We start from the raw sequence: 20493 nt of genomic DNA on the forward strand, positions 1-20493 counted from the left end.
CCCAAGGCTGCAGACTGCGTGACAATCACGGAGCGGGGCAAGCCTCGGGCATCTTGCCGAGGCTTGCCGCTTGAACCTGCTTTTTATTGGGGGTTGGCCCGAGTGCTCGACAGCAGTGACGCCAGGTTGGCCGCCTTTGGCTTCACCAGCCAGAAACGACGCAGATAGTCGTCGAGGTTTTCCAGGAGTTTCGCGCCCCATGCGCTGCCAGTTTCGGCGACATATTCGCGCAGCACTTCCTGTAGATGGCTACGGTGGGCTTCCATGGCCTCACCCGTGATCCGCTGCAGGTTGACCAGTTCGTTGTTCACCCGGTCGACGAAGCTGTTGTCCATATCCAGAACATAGGCGAAACCGCCGGTCATACCGGAACCGAAGTTATAACCGGTCTTGCCGAGGACACAGACAAAACCGCCGGTCATGTACTCACAGCAATGATCGCCGGTGCCTTCCACAACCGCATGGGCGCCAGAGTTACGCACGGCAAAACGCTCACCCGCGGTACCCGCAGCGAACAACTTGCCGCCCGTTGCGCCATACAGACAGGTATTGCCAACGATGGCCGAATGCTGCGATTCGAAAACGCTGCTCTTGGGCTGGGTAACCACCAGTTTGCCACCGGTCATGCCTTTACCGACATAATCGTTGGCATCCCCTTCCAGATACAGATGCAAGCCGCCCGCGTTCCAGACGCCGAAGCTCTGACCGGCGGTGCCCTTGAAGCGGAAGGTGATCGGAGCGTCCTTCATGCCCTGATTGCCATGCACTTGGGCGATCTCGCCGGAGACCCGGGCGCCGATGGAGCGGTCGCAATTGCAGATGTCCAGTTCGAACTCACCGCCACTCTTGGCATCAATGGCAGCACGAGCGAGCTTGACCATTTCCTCGGCCAGCAACCCCTGATCGAACGGTGGGTTCTTCTCCACCTGACAGAACTGCGGCTTGTCGGCCGGAATGTGATCGCTGCCGAGCAATGGCGACAGATCCAGATGGTTCTGCTTAGCAGTTTCACCTGGCAGCAGCTCGAGCAGATCGGTACGCCCAATCAGCTCCTGAAGGGTGCGCACACCAAGCCGCGCCAGCCACTCGCGGGTTTCTTCAGCCACGAAGGTGAAGAAGTTGACCACCATGTCGACCGTGCCGATGAAATGGTCCTTGCGTAGCTGATCGTTCTGCGTGGCGATACCGGTGGCGCAGTTGTTCAGATGGCAAATACGCAGGTACTTGCAACCCAGCGCAATCATCGGGGCGGTGCCGAAACCGAAGCTCTCGGCGCCGAGAATAGCGGCTTTGACTACGTCCAGGCCGGTCTTCAGCCCGCCGTCGGTCTGTACGCGAACCTTGCCCCGCAGGTCGTTGCCACGCAGGGTCTGGTGCGTTTCGGCTAGGCCGAGTTCCCAGGGTGAGCCGGCATAACGAATGGAGGTCAACGGCGAGGCGCCTGTGCCGCCGTCGTAGCCGGAGATGGTGATCAGGTCGGCGTAGGCCTTGGCAACGCCAGCGGCAATGGTGCCGACCCCAGGCTCGGCCACCAGCTTGACCGAAACCAGCGCCTTGGGATTGACCTGCTTGAGGTCGAAGATCAGCTGGGCCAGATCCTCGATCGAGTAGATGTCGTGGTGCGGTGGCGGCGAAATTAGGGTGACGCCCGGCACCGCGTAACGCAGCTTGGCGATCAGGCCGTTGACCTTACCACCCGGCAGCTGGCCACCTTCGCCGGGCTTGGCACCCTGCGCGACTTTGATCTGCAGCACTTCTGCGTTGACCAAATATTCAGGGGTGACACCGAAACGACCAGTGGCCACCTGCTTGATCTTCGAGCTGCGTTCAGTGCGATAACGCGCAGGATCTTCACCACCCTCACCGGAGTTTGAGCGCGCGCCAATGCGATTCATCGCCGCAGCAATCGCCTCGTGGGCTTCAGGGGACAGCGCGCCGAGCGAAATGCCGGCGGAGTCGAAGCGCTTGAGGATCTGTTCCAGCGGCTCGACTTCTTCAAGCGCAAGCGGCTGCTCCGACACTTTGAGCTTGAGCAGGTCGCGCAGCATCGCCGCCGGACGCTGATCGACCAGTGCGGTGTATTCCTTGAAGCGGCTGTAGTCGCCTTCCTGCACCGCAACTTGCAGCGCCGCGACGACGTCGGGGTTGTAGGCGTGGTATTCACCACCGTAGACAAACTTCAGCAAGCCGCCTTGCTGGATCGGCTTGCGTGCACTCCAAGCCTCGGTCGCCAACGCTTTCTGTTCGGCTTCCAGATCGACGAAGCGCGCACCCTTAATACGGCTGGCGACCCCACGGAAACTGACATCGACAATCTCGTCAGCCAGACCCACGGCTTCGAACAGCTGAGCGCCACGGTACGAGGTGATGGTTGAGATGCCCATCTTCGAGATGATCTTCAGCAGGCCTTTGGAGATCCCCTTGCGGTAGTGCTTGAACACCTCGTAGAGGTCGCCAAGTACTTCGCCAGTGCGGATCAGGTCGCCGAGCACTTCGAACGCCAGGAACGGATAGACAGCGGTCGCACCGAAACCGATCAGAACGGCGAAGTGATGCGGATCGCGTGCAGTGGCGGTTTCAACCAGAATATTGCAGTCGCAGCGCAGACCGGTTTCGATCAGGCGGTGATGGACAGCACCTACGGCCAGCGATGCATGCACCGGCAGCTTGCCTGGCTGGATGTTGCGGTCGCTGAGGATCAGCATGACCTTGCCGCTGCGCACAGCCTCTTCGGCTTGGTCAGCGATATTGCGAACCGCCGCTTCCAGGCCGAGAGACTCGTCGTAGTTGAGGTCGATCAGATGGCGCTCGAAACCTGGACGGTCGAGCTCCATGATCGTCCGCCATTTCGCAGGAGAGATCACTGGTGTGGTCAGGATCGCGCGATTGGCGTGATCGGCGGTTTCTTCGAAGACGTTACGCTCTGCGCCCAGGCAGGTTTCCAGTGACATCACGATCGACTCGCGCAGCGGGTCAATCGGCGGGTTGGTGACCTGCGCAAATTGCTGACGGAAGTAGTCGAACGGTGAGCGAACTCGGCGCGACAGCACGGCCATCGGCGTGTCGTCGCCCATGGAGCCGACGGCTTCCTGACCCTGCTCCGCAAGAGGCCGCAGAACCTGGTCACGCTCTTCGAAGGTGACCTGGAACATCTTCATGTATTGCTTAAGCTGGTCGGCATCGTAAAACGCCGAGCCATGGTCGTTATCGTCCAGGGTCGACTGGATACGCAACGCGTTCTGGCGTAACCAGGTCTTGTACGGATGCTGAGACTTCAGACGGCTATCGATGTCATCGGTATGCAATACCTGTCCGGTTTCGGTATCCACCGCCAGGATCTGCCCCGGCCCGACACGACCCTTAGCGATCACGTCTTCCGGCTTGTAATCCCAGACACCCACTTCGGAAGCCAAAGTGATGTAGCCGTTCGTCGTCGTAACCCAGCGCGCAGGGCGCAGACCATTGCGGTCGAGCAGGCAGATCGCATGGCGTCCATCGGTCAGCACTACGCCCGCAGGACCGTCCCAAGGTTCCATGTGCATGGAGTTGAATTCATAGAAGGCGCGCAGATCGGGATCCATCGTCTCGACGTTCTGCCAGGCCGGAGGAATGATCATGCGCAGGCCACGGAACAAATCCATACCGCCGGTGACCAACAGCTCCAGCATGTTGTCCATGCTTGAGGAGTCTGAGCCCGTACGGTTGACCAGCGGATCGAGGGCTTCCAGGTCTGGAAGCAGCTCATTGGCAAACTTCAGTCGGCGCGCCTGCGCCCAGTTGCGGTTGCCGGTGATGGTGTTGATCTCGCCGTTATGAGCGAGGAAACGGAACGGTTGAGCCAACGGCCATTGCGGCATCGTATTGGTGGAGAAGCGCTGATGGAACACGCAGATGGCCGTGGCCAGACGCTCATCGCCGAGATCGGGATAGAACTGCGCCAGGTCCGCCGGCATCATCAAACCTTTGTAGATGATGTCTTTGTCGGAGAGGCTGCAGACGTAGAATTCCTTGTCACCTGCGAGGGCGACTTCGGCACGGCGGCGGGCGAAGAACAGCTTGATGCCGAAATCACGTTCGGACAGGCCTTCCGCCGAGACGAATACCTGTTCGATGCGCGGCAGGCGCTCCAAGGCGAGACGGCCCAGAACAGTGGTATCGACTGGAACCTCACGCCAGCCAACCAGGGTCAGACCCTGGGCAGCAATCTGCTCGTTGAGGCTGGTCCGGGCCGTTTCCGCCTTGGCCGCGTCCTGGCTGAGAAAGATCATCCCGACGGCGTAAAGCGCCGGCAGATCGGCATCGAAATGCTGCTTGGCCATGGCGCGAAGAAACGCGTCAGGCTTCTGCATCAGCAGGCCGCAACCATCGCCGGTCTTACCGTCAGCGTTGATGCCGCCCCGGTGAGTCATGCAGGTGAGTGATTGAATTGCGGTCTGAAGCAGGTGATGGCTTGCCTCGCCTTGCATGTGGGCGATCAGACCGAAGCCGCAGTTATCCTTGAACTCTTCAGGACGAAACAGACCTGCTCTCATAGGCACTCCACCAGCTAAATGCGTTGTAAATCAACCCCTTATTGACGGCGCACAGAATCGCCCCGTCATACACGTGGGCAAAAGGGGGAGCAGTTTACAAAGCCCGGTAGAGCGACACAATTTTATTTTTGCAAGCCCCAAAACAGGGCACCGCGCACTATTTTGGGGCAATCACTGGCGAGTCGGCGAGATTTCCTGCTGGACGCTCATGAAACTCCGCACCCAAGGCTTACCAGCCTGCAGCGAGGGCGGCAATTTCTTGATGGCCTCCAACGCAGCATTACGACTGGGGAAACTGCCGTAGGTCACAACATATAAGGGCCTACCCTCATGCTGCTTGACAAAATAACGGAAACCGTCACCTTGCCGTTTAACCAATGCCTCAGCGTTCGCTTGGGTCCGCGTACCCAACACCTGAACCAGGTAGTTGGTTTTGGACTGGTTGGCGTACCAGTTCGCAGGGGAGGCAGGCGCATCCGCGACAACTTGACGCACGGGTTCCCGCGGCACCTCGGCTACGCGATTGGGCTGAGCGGCCGGAGGCTCCACTGCCACCGGGGCCGCGATTTCTGCAGGCGCTTGAATACTGTCGTCAGCCAGTTCCTCAACAGGCGCCGGCTCCTCGATAGCCTGTGCCGATGAATCATCCGCCTCGGCACTACCAGCAGCAGCAAGTGGCTCTCGGATAACCAGTTGAGCAGGCGGCACCGGGACGATCTCCGACGCCGTATCGGCCTCCTCGTCAAGCGCCTCGGTTACCGGGGCCGTCCCCAGCGGCAATGCGGTGGTGACAGCCGTCGCTGACGAGTCATCCGAGCCTCGCATCATCAGCAAGGTGATCAAGACGATGAAAACGACGACGACCAGAGCGAGCACGTGCTTCATGGGTAGCGGCAAGCTCCATCCGGCCGACTTTCGACGCCCTTTCGACTGCTGCATTGCCTCGAGAAGCTCCTCTCTAGCGGTCTGGTTTATGGCACCCGGCCATCCGCCGGAATCGACATGAATTCGCTCGACCTGCTCTTCAGTAAAACAATCCAGCCCAGATCCAGCCCCTTCGAGGCGCAGCGCGAGATACTCGCGAGTTTCATCTTGCTCGTACGGTTGAAGCGCAATCACATGGAAGCGCTCCTCACCTTCTACCAACGCCTCCAGACGCGCCACCAGAGTATGCTCACCGAAGAGAAAGACGTGCGGCCGCCCTTCAGGGCTACCCTGAGCGAGTCGCAGCAAGGTTTCGACGGCCGCCCCCGTAAGCCGTTCGGCATCATCGACCAGCAGATACACTTCCTGACCGGTCAACGCCAATTGAATGATCTGCGCCATGATCGAGTCGAAGTCGGCGCGCTGACTGCCAAGCGCTTGGGCGATCTGCTGCAAAAGAATGTTCGAATCGAGCGTTTCCTGTGGCGAGATGACCACGCTCTGAACCGCCTGCTTGTTACTGCTGGCCACAAGGGCCTGACGCACCAGTGTTTTGCCGCTACCCTCGGGCCCCGTCACTACCAGTAGCAACTGGCTGTAGCGAGCAAGGTGATGCAACTGCCCAAGCACTGGCTTGCGCTGAGCTGGGAAGAACTTGAAGCCGGGTACGCGTGCAGCAAAGGGATCATGACTGAACCCGTAATGATTCAGATACGAATCGTCAGCAGACAAACTGGACATGGAAATCTCTTAGGTTCTGACTATTGCGTAAGCGCGTCGTAGTTGACGTTCAATGTGGCCTCTAGCACTTCACGGGGGAAGTCACCGGTTACCACGGCTTCGCCCAGGCGCTTGAGCAGCACCAATCGCAACTGGCCGTTCAGCACTTTCTTGTCGACTGCCATGTGCTTTAGGAAATCCTCAGCACTCATGTCGACTGGAGGCACAACTGGCAAACCGGCACGCGACAGCAAGCGCACTGCGCGATCTCGCTCATCGGCACTAATCCACCCCAGCCGGCTCGACATCTCGAGGGCCATGACCGTGCCCGCCGAGACCGCCTCGCCGTGCAGCCATACTCCATAGCCCTGATGGGTCTCGATGGCATGGCCGAACGTATGACCAAGATTGAGCGTGGCGCGAATGCCTGACTCTCGCTCGTCCGCTCCAACCACCTTGGCCTTAGCCTCACAGGAACGCTTTATCGCTTCGGTGAGCGCCACTTGATCCAACGTTCGAAGCCTGTCGATATTCTCCTCAAGCCAGCCGAGGAACGGCTCGTCACAGATCAATCCGTATTTGATGACCTCGGCGAGGCCGGCGGACAACTCGCGCGACGGCAGAGTTGCCAGAGTGGAAGTGTCGATCAGCACTGCCTGCGGTTGGTAGAACGCACCGATCATGTTCTTGCCGAGCGGATGATTGATACCCGTCTTACCGCCCACCGAGGAATCGACTTGAGATAGCAGAGTTGTCGGAACCTGAATGAATTCGACGCCTCGCTGGTAGCTGGCAGCTGCGAAACCGGCCATATCGCCGATCACGCCGCCACCCAGCGCGACGATCGTGGTGTTGCGATCATGCCTAGCCGACAGCAACGCATCAAAGATCAACTGCAGGGTCTGCCAGTTCTTTTGCGCCTCTCCATCGGGGAGCACGATCGGGGTCAGCTTGAATTCGCCAAGGCTGCGCAAAAGGCGCTCAAGATAGAGCGGCGCAACGGTGTCATTAGTAACGATTGCAACCTGCTTGCCACGGATATGGCGGGCCAACAGCTCACCCTGATCGATGAGCTGCGCACCAATCATGATCGGGTAGCTTCGCTCGCCGAGATCGACCTGTAGAGTCTGCATGGGGCCCCCATGATTAAAGGGGACTAGGATAGCGCAGATCGGCCCAAGCTTTCACGAGCCCCAGGAGACTGGAGCTGACTGAGAATCTCCTGCACCACCAGGCGCGGGGGGCGCTCGTCCGTCTGAATGATGATGTCAGCAATTTCGCGATACAACGGGTCCCGAACAGCCATCAAACCGGTCAGCACCTCGCGGGGGTTCGAAGCTCGCAGCAACGGTCGATTGCGATCCCGGGAGGTACGGTCAAGCTGCTGATCGACCGAAGTGCACAGGTAGATAACGCGCCCCCCTGTGCGCAACACCTCGCGATTGTCCTTTCTAAGCACCGCACCGCCACCCGTTGCCAGCACGACGCCGTGCATTTGGCATAGCTCCTGAATGGCGACGTGCTCCCGCTCCCGAAAACCCTGCTCGCCTTCAACATCGAATATCAGCGGAATGCTGGCACCGGTGCGCTGCTCGATCTCCTTGTCGGAGTCCCGAAAGGGGAGACGAAGCTCCTTGGCAAGCAGGCGTCCGATGGTGCTTTTTCCAGCCCCCATCGGACCCACGAGAATGATATTCGGCATCAAGTATTTAACGGCTGGCTTGAATTGCCTGATTATTCATGATCCGCGGAGTTATGAATACCAGTAGCTCGGACTTTCTGTCCTGTACGAGATCACGCCGAAATACACGACCCACGAAGGGCAAATCACCTAAAAACGGAACCTTATCGACGGACTTGCTCTGAGTATTGGAGAACACGCCGCCAATGACGATCGTCTCCCCATCGGTCACCAACACCTTGGCATTGACCTCATTCTTACGAATCGACGGGATACCGCCAGTGCTAGCGGCTTGAGAGAAGTCCGGCTCGTCCTTGGTGACCTTGACCTCCATGATGATGCGGTTGTCAGGGGTAATCTGCGGCGTGACCTCCAAGGATAGCGCTGCCTCCTTGAAAGAGGTGCTGGTGGCGCCGCTGGAGCTTGCTTCCTGATAAGGAACTTCAGAACCTTTAAGAATTTTGGCAGTTTCCTTATCAGCGGTAACGACTTTCGGCTGGGAAACCACCTCACCATTACCCGTTTTTTCCATAGCCGAGAGCTGGAGGTCGAGGATGGCGTTGTTCGTGACAAAACCCAAACCAATGCCAGAAGTAGCGCCAATTGCCCCCATATCAACGAAAGGCAAGTTGAGCGGCGTTTCACGTATGCCAGGGAAACGACCAACCTGCCCCTCGTCCCCATCCTCTACGCCCAGATTGCCGCCTTTGCCCCAAGCGTTCCACTTGTCGCCGGCCCAAAGATTTCCACCCCAACGAACACCGAGGCTCTTGTCATAATCGACATTAGCTTCGACGATCCGGGCCTCGATCATCACTTGGCGCACCGGAATGTCGAGCTGAGCCACGATACGGCGCAGTTCATCAAGACGCTCCTGGGTCTGGTAAGCGATGATGTTGTTGGTGCGGTCGTCAACGGCAATCGAACCACGATCCTCGCTGTCGCCACCTTTGTCGGTGACCGACTGGAATAAGCGCGCGATGTCTGAAGCCTTGGCGTAGTTCACCTGTACCACCTCGCGTCGCAGCGGTGCGAGTTCGGCGATCTGGCGCTGCGCCTCCAACTCCTGCCGCTCCCTCGCGGCGATCTCGTCTGCCGGAGCCACCAGCAGAACATTCCCCACCTGGCGTTTGTCGAGGCCTTTGGTTTTCAGCACGAGGTCCAGCGCCTGATCCCAGGGTACGTTCTGCAAACGTAGAGTGATATTGCCCTGTACGGTATCGCTAGCCACCAGATTCAGATCAGTAAAATCCGCAATTAGCTGCAGAACAGAGCGAACGTCAATGTCCTGGAAATTCAGCGACAACTTCTCACCGGAATAGGTGAAATGTTCGGCCTTGCGTTGCTCGGCATCTGCCTCGCTGAGCGGCTTGACGCTAATGGTCAGCTTGTCGTCGGTCTGGTACGCCAGGTAGTCGTATCGACCGCTGGGCTCGATAGCAATACTGGCGCCATCTCCCTTGCTGCTTGAATCGACAAATTTAACTGGCGTAGCAAAGTCTTGGACATCCAGCCGAACACGCAGCGATTCCGGCAATTGCGTCTTGGCGAAGGAAACTCGAATTTTACCGCCTTGCTCTTCAATACTTGGGCTGATCGAAGGGTCAGACAAGGTGATGACCACATTACCGGCCCCGTCATCTCCACGGCGAAAATCGATATTGCTGATGGATTTTCCAATAGCCAGCGAAGCGTTCGGTGTGACCGGTTTCGTCGAGACCGCCGGAGCAGCTGAAGCAGCAGCTGGGGCGCTAGCGGATTCGCCAAGCACGACGAACAGGTTGTTGCCGTCAACACGGGTCGAGTACGGAACCAGAGAAGTGAGATTCACGATGAGTCGGGTACGCCCCTGCGCCTCCACCACGGTCACGCTTCGCGCATTACCGACACCCAGCTCATGATTTTTCGACCCCAGCTTGCTGGATACGCCTGGCAGATCAAGAGCGATGCGGGCTGGCTGGTCGAGCGTATAGCCGCGAGGAGTGGGAACCGGTTCGTCGAAAGCCAGCTTCAGCTCAACGCGGTCGCCGGGCAACGATGCGACATCAAGTGAATTCAAATTTGCTGCCAGCAATGCAGGCGAGATGAACGCTGCCAGCAACGACAAACCGAGACGAGTGAGAGTGCTATTCATAAAAGGCTTCCGTTGTGCAGACCGGTATAGGTTTTCCATTTTTGCCATGACTCAAGAGCGCTCTTTCAAGGTCAGGCTACGCGGGCGCTCAAGCCACCCACCCTCTCCGTCCGGAACGATTTCAAGCACACCCACCTCGGCTTCGCTGATCTCAACGATACGGCCATGGTTGCGCCCCAGATAGTCACCGACCTTGACTCGGTGAACCCCGTCACCACCTTTGATCAAGGCGTAGTTACCTGCGCCATTGGCCAGCGTGCCAACCATGACGAAGTTTTCAATGTTGAATTCCTCAAGAAACTGCTTGATGCGGCTTTCATCGGGCTTTATATCCTTTGTCCCTTTCTGCCGCTGAGTCAGATCAATCTTCATAGGCGGCTGGAAGGGATGGCGCAACGACGCCGCGCTGTAGGTAAACGCCTCGTACGGCAGAAACGCTGGAAGGGGCTCGATCGAACCTTTCGGCTTGGCACGCACTTCATTCATGTAACTGCGCAGATCTTCGAAATCGCCGCTAACACCACACCCAGCCAACACCACCATGCCCAGGCCCATCGCCACAAGTCGGGCTCCTTTCATTTCTGCAGCCCCTTGTCGTTATAGCGATAGGTCTTTGCCAGGATGCTCATGTGCAGCTTGGAAGACGAATCCTTACTGTTCGGCTTAATCTCGAAATCATGCAGGGTAACGATGCGCGGCAAACTTGATACGCCGCTCACGAAAGTGGCGAGGTCGTGATAAGCGCCAACGACTTTGATCTGTATCGGCAACTCAATATAGAACTGCTGTGTCACTTCTGGCTGCAGCTTGATTTCCTCGAATTCGAGCCCGCTGCCCAGGCCAGTACGGGTGATATCCTCAAGCAAACCCGGCACCTCGGTATCACTCGGCAACTGGCGCAGCAAAGCACCAAAAGACGCTTCCATCTCAAGCATCTGCGCCTTGTACGCCTCCAGGTTCGCCGCCTGAAATGCTTTCGTGGAGAACTGTTGCTTGAGTCTATCTTCCTCTGCCACTTGCTGGTCGAGGCTGGCCTGCAAATCACTGAGATAGAAGTAGTAACCACCGCCGAGAATCAGGGCCATCAGCAATATCGCAGCGATGACCTTTACCGCTGCGGGCCAGGACCCCAGGTTGTTCATGTCCAGATCAGACAGATCGACGCTACGGAGACTCTCCATCGAGCTAGCCAGACTCATGGTTTCTCTCCTTCGACAGCAGCAGCCGGTTGTGTCTGTTGTACCGTTAACTGGAACACGTTCTCCTGGTCGATCGCCCCTGCGGTGACGGCCTTCACTTCGTTCAGGTTCGGCGCGTCCAGCCAATCAGAGCCATCCAAATTACGCATCAGGTTAGAGACTCGGTTGTTTGACTCAGCAGCGCCGACGATGGCGATGTTTTTCCCGGTCATCTTCAACCCGGTGAAGTAAACGCCATCGGGAAGCGTGCGAACCAGTTGGTCGAATACACGGCCGATGATCGGACGATTCCCCTGCAGATCCTGGATAATCTTCATCCGCTCAAGCAGTTGTTGCCGACGCTCTCTCAATTCCTTGATTTCTGCGATTCGGGTATCCAGAACGGCAATTTCCTTGCGAACAAAATCGTTACGCGCGTTCTGTTGCTCGATGGCATGGGTGAAGTACTGGTCTGCAAGAAACAGTAAACCCACTGCCACAACGGCCACCCCGGCCAGCGACACCAGGAAACGCTGTTTACGCTCTTCGCGTAGCTGCTCGCGCCAAGGTAAAAGGTTAATCCGGGCCATCAGTCGAAACTCCTCAAGGCCAACCCACAAGCGATCATCAGGGACGGGGCATCACTGGCGAGAGCGCCAGCGTTGACCTTGCTGCTCAATGCCATATCGGCGAACGGGTTGGCGACTAAAGTCTGGGTTCCGATTTTCTGCTGAATCAGCCGATCCAACCCCGGGATCGATGCCGTACCGCCTGCCAGAAGAATGTAATCCACATCGTGGAACTGCCCGGCAGCGAAGAAGAACTGCAGAGAGCGCGAAACCTGTTGAACGACCGCTTCCTTGAACGGCTGCAACACTTCGCTGTCGAAGTCGTCTGGTAGGCCTCCCTGTTTCTTGGCCAGGCCCGCCTCTTCCATTGACAACCCATAACGCCGTTGTATTTCCTCGGTGAGCTGACGACCACCGAACAGTTGTTCTCGCGTATAGATAGTACGGCCGTTGTGCAATACGCTGAGCGTGGTCATGGTCGCACCGATGTCGACGAGCGCGACGGTCAGCTCGTCATGTCCGGCACCCAGCTGGGGCGCCAGCAAGCCATAGGAGCGCTCCAACGCATAGGCTTCGACATCAACGACCTTTGCAGTCAGCCCCGCCAAGGCGAGCGCCGCTTCCCGTATTTCCACGTTTTCCTTGCGGCATGCTGCCAGTAGCACTTCAACCCGGCCAGGCGAACGAGGGGCAGGACCCTGCACCTCGAAATCGATGGCAACCTCTTCGAGAGGGTAGGGAATGTACTGATCAGCTTCGATCTTCAACTGGTTTTCCAGCTCTTCGTCGCTGAGCCCGGCTTCCATCTCAATGCTTTTGGTGATGACCGCCGAACCAGATACCGCCACAGCAGCCGACTTGACTCCTGTCTTTGCCTTGCCTAACAGTCGGGAAAGCGCCTGCCCCACGCCCTCCAGCTCAGCGATGTTCTTTTCAACCACAGCATTTGGCGGGAGTGGCTCAACCGCATAGGACTCAACCCGATATCGGGAACCTGAGCGGCTTAATTCCAGTAGCTTGACGGACGTCGAACTGATGTCGATCCCAAGCAGCGTGTTCGCTTTCTTAGTGAATAGCCCTAGCACGGCTGATTTCCTATCTCTATCCGCTACTTACGGATTAATTATGTATGTCAGCATTAGATAACAGCCTTGACAGAAGCGCAAATGGCTCCCCTACAGAAAAACCGCTTATAATGTGAACGGTTTTTCCTTTCAGCACCGTCTGCGGCATACACCTCATTCCCCATCCTGGATTCAACGAAACCCGATGCGTTTTCTGAAGTTTTTCCTATGGTCGTGCTTGGCTATTTTCTGCGGACTTTTGCTCAGTCTCAGTGGCGCGTTTCTCTATCTCAGCCCCAACCTGCCATCTGTCGACTCGCTACGCAGCATACAGCTCCAGATTCCGCTGCGTGTCTACAGCCACGATGACAAGCTGATCGCCGAATATGGCGAAATGCGTCGCTCCCCTATCAGCTTCGATGAAATACCCAAGGATTTCATCGCCGCTTTGCTGTCGGCAGAAGACGATAACTTCGCGAATCATTATGGCGTTGATGTTTCCAGCCTGATGCGCGCTGCCACGCAATTATTGAAAACCGGCCATATTCAGACCGGCGGCAGCACCATCACCATGCAGGTGGCGAAGAATTACTTCCTGACCAGCGAGCGCAGCTTTTCGCGCAAGATCAATGAAATCCTCCTCGCTCTTCAGATTGAACGAGAACTGAGTAAGGATGAGATCCTTGAGCTGTACGTTAACAAGATCTACCTAGGAAACCGCGCCTACGGAATAGAAGCTGCAGCGCAGGTGTACTACGGCAAATCAATCAGCGAGCTGAGCTTGGCGCAGATGGCGATGATAGCCGGCCTGCCCAAGGCACCTTCAGCCTTCAATCCGCTCGCGAATAAGGAACGAGCCAAGGAGCGACGAGACTGGATTCTCGGCCGAATGTATCGCCTCGGGAAAATAGACGAGACCCGCTATCACCAAGCATTGGCGGAACTCGTCGATGCGTCCTATCACGGCTCCTCGCCCGAACTCGACGCACCTTATATTGCCGAAATGGCACGCGCCGAAATGGTCGGCCGCTTCGGCAGCGCCGCATACACTGACGGATTCCGCGTCCATACCACCGTCAGCAGCGAACGTCAGATCGCTGCCAACCAAGCCCTTACCCAGGGACTGATCGAATACGACCAGCGCCACGGCTATCGTGGCCCGGAAGCTCACCTGGCTGGCACGGATGAAGCAGACTGGCTGAGACAGCTCGGTGACTATCGCAGCCAGTCCGGGATGCAACCGGCTGTCGTCAGTCACACCTCAAAAGAATCCGTCCAGGCGCTACTTCGAGACGGCAGCGAACACAGCATCACCTGGGAAAGTATGAAGTGGGCCCGCCCATTCATTAATACCAACAGCCTGGGACCGCAACCGAAGGCACCGTCCGACGTGGTCAAACCAGGAGATGTCATTCGGATCCGCATTGTCGAAGGCGAAGCGCTATTCAGCCAGATACCCCAGGCGCAGGGCGCACTGGTATCTCTCGATCCGCTTGATGGATCCATCGAGGCGCTGACCGGAGGGTTTTCCTTTGGGCAAAGCAATTACAACCGCGCCATTCAGGCCAAGCGCCAGCCCGGCTCGAGCTTCAAACCCTTCGTTTATAGCGCCGCACTGGATGCAGGGTTCACCCCTGCCACGCTTGTTAACGACGCCCCCATCGTGTTCGTCGAAGAAGGCCTAGACCGCGTTTGGCGACCCAAGAACGATAACAACACCTTCCTCGGCCCGATCCGCTTGCGAGAGGCACTGTACAAATCACGCAACCTAGTGTCGATTCGCCTGCTGCAAACGCTCGGCATCCCGCAGACCATCGACTACATCACACGTTTTGGATTCAAGCCCGAAGACCTGCCAGCGAACTTGTCGCTTGCGCTTGGCACAGCAACCTTGACACCAATGGAAATCGCTACCGGCTGGACAGCATTTGCCAATGGCGGCTACAAGATAGAGCCGTATTTGATAGAGCGGATCGAGGATAGAGACGGGAAGGTGATATTCAGCGCAGATCCTGTGCGCGTGCCAGAACGCAACACTGCTGATCCAACCTCTGGAGCGGCGCCCGAGGCGACAGCCATTGCCTACGCACAGAACGACTCGTTCATTGCCGACGACCGCTCAGAGCTGCCCCCCCAGCCTCCCAGGTACGCCGAACAGATCATTGATGATCGGACCGCTTACATCATGACCAGCATGCTGCAAGACGTCATCAAACGAGGCACGGGCAGAAAAGCCTTGGCGATGGGCCGTGGCGATATCGCGGGAAAGACCGGGACCACGAACGAATCAAAAGACAGCTGGTTCTCGGGCTATAACGCCGACATCGTCACCACCGTCTGGACCGGGTTCGATCAGCCTCAGAGCTTAGGTCGCCGTGAGTACGGCGGCACGGTGGCCCTTCCCATATGGATGAAATACATGAGCGCTGTGCTGGAGGGCAAACCTGAACATGCCCCTGCTGAGCCTGAAGGCATCCTGACCCTGCGCATCGACCCTGACAGTGGCCGCGCAGCGGCACCAGGGACACCAGATGCCTATTTCGAAATATTCCGAAGCGAAGATTCACCGCCCGGCATGAACGATGAGCTGATGCCAGGCGCAACCATCCCTGGCAGTCCGCTACCGGCCAGCGAAACGGCACCTATGGATCTTTTCTAAAAGTCGAATACTACGTGAGAGCGTAGCCGAGCTCCGCTAAGCGTTCTGCGGGATTTCGATGATAAAAAAACCGGCCATTGGCCGGTTTTTTTTAACTACAGCCCCGTCAAAGCGGAGCCATAGACCACCACTCAACCACCGAAGACGTCGTCGACAGACTTAAGCGGGTAGTTAGAGGGGTAGGGCAGAGTCGCCACGCCACTTTCAATGGCAGCCTTGGCGACCGCATCGGAAACCAGTGTGATCAGGCGCCGATCCATAGGCTTCGGAATGATGTATTCCCGACCGAACTCCAGACTGTCAACGCCATAGGCGGCCGCCACCTCGGCCGGCACCGGCAGCTTGGCGAGGTCACGCAGCGCCAGCGCGGCTGCTATCTTCATTTCCTCGTTGATGCGCTTGGCCCGGACGTCCAGCGCACCGCGGAAAATGAACGGGAAGCCCAGCACGTTGTTGACCTGATTCGGATAATCCGAACGGCCGGTTGCCATGATTACATCGGAGCGCGTCGCGTGCGCCAGCTCCGGACTGATCTCAGGGTCCGGGTTGGAGCAGGCAAATACCACCGGATTGGCTGCCATACGCTTGAGACCCTCGGCACTCAGCAGATTGGCGCCCGACAGGCCCACGAAGACGTCGGCACCGTCTAGCGCGTCATCCAGGGTGCGCTTGTCGGTCTCATGTGCAAACACTGCTTTGTACTGGTTTAGATCGTCACGACCCGCATGGATAACACCCTTGCGATCGATCATGAAGATGTTCTCGATTTTCGCGCCCATGCTAACCAGCAACTTCATGCAGGAGGTTGCAGCGGCGCCGGCGCCAAGGCAGACGATTTTTGCCTGTTCCAAAGACTTACCGGCAATTTCCAGTGCATTGAGCATGCCCGCTGCAGTGACGATAGCCGTGCCGTGCTGATCGTCATGAAATACGGGAATGTCGCATTGTTCGATCAAGGTCCGTTCGATCTCGAAGCACTCAGGCGCCTTGATGTCTTCCAGATTGATCCCACCAAAGGTGATGGAGATACGCTTGACGGTATCGATGAAGGCCTGCGGACTCTCCGCATCGACTTCGATATCAAACACATCGACCCCAGCGAATCGCTTGAACAGTACACCCTTGCCTTCCATAACCGGCTTGGATGCCAGTGGCCCAAGGTTGCCAAGACCGAGAATTGCGGTGCCATCGGAAATCACCGCAACCAGATTGCCTTTGCCGGTGTATCGATAAGCCAACTCAGGATCTCGGGCGATCTCCCGGACCGGCTCCGCCACACCAGGACTGTAGGCCAGCGAAAGATCGCGAGCGGTGGACGTGGGCTTGGTCAGCTCGACGCTCAACTTTCCCGGACGGGGCTGGGAATGATAGTCGAGAGCGGCAGTTTTCAGGTCAGTCATGGGGCAATTCCGCTTATTTTACTGGGACAGACAGGTGGTCGAGGATACGCCAAGACCGAGCGCCGTCACAAGGGAACGGAAAACCTGACTGTCAAGGTCTGGCCGTACGACTTTTGGCGACGGCTTCAGGACAAAGGCATGAGCATCGACGGGTGGCTTAGCTTCAACAGCCAACGCGCCCGCCGCGACCGATCACCACGACTCTTTCGGTCGATAACCCAGCCCCTGACCTCGACATCCTTGCCAGACAACCCCCTCAGCGCATCATCGAAAGCGGCAACGACCTGAGGAGGGATCTGCACCACAAGCGAACCACCCAGTTCCAACCAGACACCTCCTCGGTTGGTCTCCATGCGCTCGACACGGGCCCTGACAATCGCAAACCCACCGCCACGCACGCGGTCCGCCGCGATCACAGGAGGTTTCCGCCAAACCCCTTTGCCAGCAGAACGCGCCTGCAGCTCCGCCGCTCGCTGGCATTCGGCCAACGATACGTTCGGCGCGATGGCGACAAAGAAGCCCAATCCTTCGGCAAGCATTTGCGCTTCCAGATTTTCGCCATGTTTGTCGAAGGCGTGAGCAAGAACGCGTCCGTAGTGATCCCTGGATTGCCGACCAATCCTTATAGCGACATAACCATCATTGGTGCTCACCAACGATTGCAGCCGATTCTTTGCAGCCTCTGCAAACGGCTCGGCACTGCGCCCTTTACGGCCCATTTCGGTGGCATTCAACCCAATGAGTCGCACACTGCGACCATCGACCAGCCGCAGCGTATCGCCATCAATAACTGTCGCGACCTTCACGCGCGAGAGCGGCTCGCCGGCCGGGCAAAGCGCCGCAGCTTGCAAGCTGAAGAAGATAGAAACGAAAAAGGCGCCCACCTGGGACGCCTTTTTCAGTTGCTCGGAGAATCTCATCGGATTCCCGTAGCGACGACAGCTTATTACTTGGCGCCAAACACACCAAAGCGCTGCTTGAAGCGGTCGATACGGCCACCGGTATCCAGCACTTTCTGCTTGCCGGTGTAGAACGGATGGCACTCAGAGCAAACGTCGATGCTCAGGTTCTTGGCCAGCGTAGAGCGAGTCTTGATGACGTTGCCGCAGCTGCAAGTGGCGTCGATTTCTACGTAATTAGGATGGATATCGGCTTTCATGGAAAAATCCTCTAGGACTTGTGCCGCCACCCGACCCTATGTCGAGTACCGCACGGAAGGGCGCGAATAATAACAGAGCAAGGAGGCGATGCAAGGGCTGCTGATCGGACAGATATCCGCCTCGCCCCACAGCCCGGGACTACAGGCCAGCCTGCTACCCCGCCGGATCGTTTAAGATCGGCATTCGCCGCCAAGGACTTTCGCGTGCCCCGATCCATACTCCGCCTCGCGCTGCCCTCGCCATTGCGCAGACTCTTCGATTACCTCCCACCTGCTGGGGTCTCAAACGCCGGGCTGCAGCCGGGTATGCGCCTGCGCGTACCGTTTGGCCGACGCGAAATCATCGGAATACTGGTAGAGGTCGTCAATCACAGCGAAGTCCCCGAGGCGAAGCTCAAACCGGCTCTGGAGTTGCTCGATGCGCGACCTCCCCTACCGTCGCCGCTGTTCAAGCTATGCCTGTGGACTGCCCAGTATTACCAGCACAGCCTCGGCGACACGCTCAGCTGGGCGCTGCCAGTCCTGCTGCGCCAGGGCGAACCCGCCGAGGCGAGACAGGAGCGCTTCTGGCATGTAGCCAACGGCGCGCGGCCCGAAGACCCGAGACTGAGCCGGGCGCCACGCCAACGCGAAGCACTGAAGACCATCGCTCAGCATCCTCACGGCGTGGCGCATGCCCTGCTTTCGCAGCTGCAGCTGAGCAAAGACAGTCTCGATTTGCTGTTGCAGAAAGGCCTGCTGCGCGTCGAGACCCGGCGCTGCCACCAGACTCCCCGGCACCAGGGCAGCTGGCTGCTGCAGGCGGAATTACCGCTGAACCAGCAGCAACGCGCCGCCTTCGAAGCCATTCGCTCAGGCCTGGATGGTTTTCAGGCATACCTGCTTGCCGGCGTCACCGGGAGCGGCAAGACCGAGGTCTACCTGCAGCTGATCCATCAGGTGTTGGAGGCTGGCAAGCAGGCTCTGGTGTTGATTCCCGAGATCAACCTCGGGCCACAGACCCTGGCGCGCTTCGAAAAGCGCTTCAATGCCCGCATCGCCCTGCTCCACTCCAATGTCAACGACCGCGAACGTCTAGATGCCTGGCTTGCGGCGCGGGACGGCGAGGCCGACATCATCATCGGTACCCGCTCAGCATTGTTCACCCCGATGAAAAACCCGGGGTTGATCATTCTCGATGAAGAGCATGATGCCTCTTATAAACAGCAGGAAGGCCTGCGCTATCACGCACGCGACCTCGCCGTGGTCAGAGCGCGCCAAGAGAACGTCCCGATTTTGCTGGGGTCGGCGACACCGTCGCTGGAAAGCCTGCACAACGCGCACAGCGGGCGCTACGGACTATTGAAGCTGACCGAGCGTGCCGGAGGGGCACAAGCGCCACGTTTCCTGCGCCTGGACATAAAGAGCCGCCCGCTCGATTCCGGCATTTCCGGCCCGTTGCAGCAGGCCATGGCGCAAACACTTGCCGCCGGACAGCAGGTGCTGGTGTTCCTCAACCGGCGCGGCTTCGCTCCCTCGCTGCTGTGCCACGATTGCGGATGGATCGGCCAGTGCCCTCGCTGTGACGCCAGGATGACGCTGCATCAGCGTCACAACGAGCTGCGCTGCCACCACTGCGGCCATGCCGAACGCCCGCCGCATAACTGTCCAGAATGCAACAAGCTCGACCTGAGGCCCGTAGGCGCGGGCACCGAGCGAGCGGAGGAGCGACTCGCCACGCTCTTTCCTGACTACCCGGTGCTGCGCATCGATCGTGACAGCACCTCGCGCAAAGGCTCGATGGAGCAGCTGCTGGCCACCATCAGCCGCGGCGAGCCATGCCTGCTGGTGGGCACTCAGATGCTCGCGAAGGGCCACCACTTCCCGCGCGTGACCTTGGTCGCCATTCTTGATGCGGACGGTGGGTTGTTTTCGGCCGATTTCCGCGCAAGCGAACGGATGGCTCAGCTGATCGTGCAGGTAGCCGGCCGCGCTGGGCGGGCCGAGGAGCCCGGCAAAGTGATCATCCAGACCCACTTGGCTGACCACCCGCTGCTGGTTCAGCTGACCGAGCAGGGCTACTTCGCCTTCGCCGAACAGGCGCTGAGCGAGCGGCGCGCGGCTGGCTTGCCTCCTTTCAGCCATCTTGCGCTGTTGCGGGCCGAGGCGGTGAAACCCGGCCAGGCCGAAGACTTCCTCGATCAAGCCTGTATTCAGGCCGAACAGCTGATAGCGCAACTCGGCCTCACGGGTGTCGAGCTGCTGGGGCCGGTGCCCGCTCCGATGGAGCGACGTGCCGGGCGTTTTCGAGCGCAGCTGCTGCTACAAGCTAACGCCCGCGCACCACTGCATAACCTTATGAGCGCCTGGATGCCGCAGGTAGAGGCATTGCCGGGTAGCCGCACCGTCCGCTGGTCGTTGGATGTTGACCCGATCGACCTGTTCTGATGTTGGCCTGTCGCACAGACTCCAGCACAACTAAGCGCCTTAAGCC

14 protein-coding genes are annotated in these 20493 nt (G+C 58.3%); 2 read left to right on the forward strand and 12 right to left on the reverse strand.

What is annotated here, in order from left to right; genetic code table 11:
- Positions 1-83: 83 nt before the first annotated feature.
- The 9 genes from gltB to ACQKIK_RS20520 form a co-directional block, all read right to left on the reverse strand.
- Complete coding sequence (gene gltB / locus ACQKIK_RS20480) at positions 84-4532, reverse strand: glutamate synthase large subunit (protein ID WP_127838321.1); 4449 nt, start codon at positions 4530-4532, stop codon at positions 84-86.
- A 171-nt stretch (positions 4533-4703) separates the two neighbouring features.
- Positions 4704-6197, reverse strand: a complete 1494-nt coding sequence (locus ACQKIK_RS20485) for an AAA family ATPase (protein ID WP_127838320.1) — start codon at positions 6195-6197, stop codon at positions 4704-4706.
- Between the two features lie 20 nt (positions 6198-6217).
- Positions 6218-7309: a 3-dehydroquinate synthase gene (gene aroB / locus ACQKIK_RS20490; RefSeq protein ID WP_463307568.1), complete on the reverse strand. Its 1092-nt coding sequence runs from the start codon at positions 7307-7309 to the stop codon at positions 6218-6220.
- A gap of 23 nt (positions 7310-7332) precedes the next feature.
- Positions 7333-7878, reverse strand: a complete 546-nt coding sequence (gene aroK / locus ACQKIK_RS20495) for a shikimate kinase AroK (RefSeq protein WP_046162906.1) — start codon at positions 7876-7878, stop codon at positions 7333-7335.
- Between the two features lie 7 nt (positions 7879-7885).
- Positions 7886-9991, reverse strand: a complete 2106-nt coding sequence (locus tag ACQKIK_RS20500; RefSeq protein WP_463307567.1) for a type IV pilus secretin PilQ — start codon at positions 9989-9991, stop codon at positions 7886-7888.
- Positions 9992-10042: 51 nt separating this feature from the next.
- Complete coding sequence (gene pilP / locus ACQKIK_RS20505) at positions 10043-10570, reverse strand: type 4a pilus biogenesis lipoprotein PilP (RefSeq protein ID WP_128120281.1); 528 nt, start codon at positions 10568-10570, stop codon at positions 10043-10045.
- Complete coding sequence (gene pilO, locus ACQKIK_RS20510; protein WP_046162909.1) at positions 10567-11190, reverse strand: type 4a pilus biogenesis protein PilO; 624 nt, start codon at positions 11188-11190, stop codon at positions 10567-10569. The genes pilP and pilO overlap by 4 nt, the downstream gene beginning before the upstream one ends.
- Positions 11187-11759, reverse strand: coding sequence for a type 4a pilus biogenesis protein PilN (gene pilN / locus ACQKIK_RS20515; RefSeq protein WP_045430800.1), 573 nt, complete (start codon positions 11757-11759; stop codon positions 11187-11189). The genes pilO and pilN overlap by 4 nt, the downstream gene beginning before the upstream one ends.
- Entirely contained in the window at positions 11759-12823 is a 1065-nt protein-coding gene (locus ACQKIK_RS20520) for a pilus assembly protein PilM (protein ID WP_045430802.1), read from the reverse strand. Before ACQKIK_RS20520 ends, pilN begins: the two co-directional genes overlap by 1 nt.
- Positions 12824-13007: 184 nt before the next feature.
- On the opposite strand from ACQKIK_RS20520, the gene ACQKIK_RS20525 reads away from it, so the two are divergent.
- On the forward strand, positions 13008-15461 hold the full coding sequence (locus ACQKIK_RS20525) for a penicillin-binding protein 1A (protein WP_499137289.1): 2454 nt from the start codon (positions 13008-13010) through the stop codon (positions 15459-15461).
- A 131-nt stretch (positions 15462-15592) separates the two neighbouring features.
- Here ACQKIK_RS20525 and ACQKIK_RS20530 read toward each other — a convergent pair whose 3' ends face one another.
- From ACQKIK_RS20530 to rpmE, 3 genes are all read right to left on the reverse strand, one after another.
- A complete protein-coding gene (locus ACQKIK_RS20530; RefSeq protein ID WP_045430808.1) occupies positions 15593-16861 on the reverse strand; it encodes a malic enzyme-like NAD(P)-binding protein in 1269 nt (422 codons plus the stop codon).
- A gap of 125 nt (positions 16862-16986) precedes the next feature.
- On the reverse strand, positions 16987-17781 hold the full coding sequence (locus tag ACQKIK_RS20535) for a thermonuclease family protein (RefSeq protein WP_499137290.1): 795 nt from the start codon (positions 17779-17781) through the stop codon (positions 16987-16989).
- 26 nt (positions 17782-17807) lie between these two features.
- Complete coding sequence (gene rpmE / locus ACQKIK_RS20540) at positions 17808-18020, reverse strand: 50S ribosomal protein L31 (RefSeq protein ID WP_019341291.1); 213 nt, start codon at positions 18018-18020, stop codon at positions 17808-17810.
- A gap of 204 nt (positions 18021-18224) precedes the next feature.
- On the opposite strand from rpmE, the gene ACQKIK_RS20545 reads away from it, so the two are divergent.
- Positions 18225-20447: a primosomal protein N' gene (locus ACQKIK_RS20545; RefSeq protein ID WP_499137291.1), complete on the forward strand. Its 2223-nt coding sequence runs from the start codon at positions 18225-18227 to the stop codon at positions 20445-20447.
- The last annotated feature ends 46 nt before the right edge of the window (positions 20448-20493 follow it).

It is taken from the genome of Pseudomonas sp. NPDC047961 (assembly GCF_050272435.1).
GTDB lineage: Bacteria > Pseudomonadota > Gammaproteobacteria > Pseudomonadales > Pseudomonadaceae > Stutzerimonas.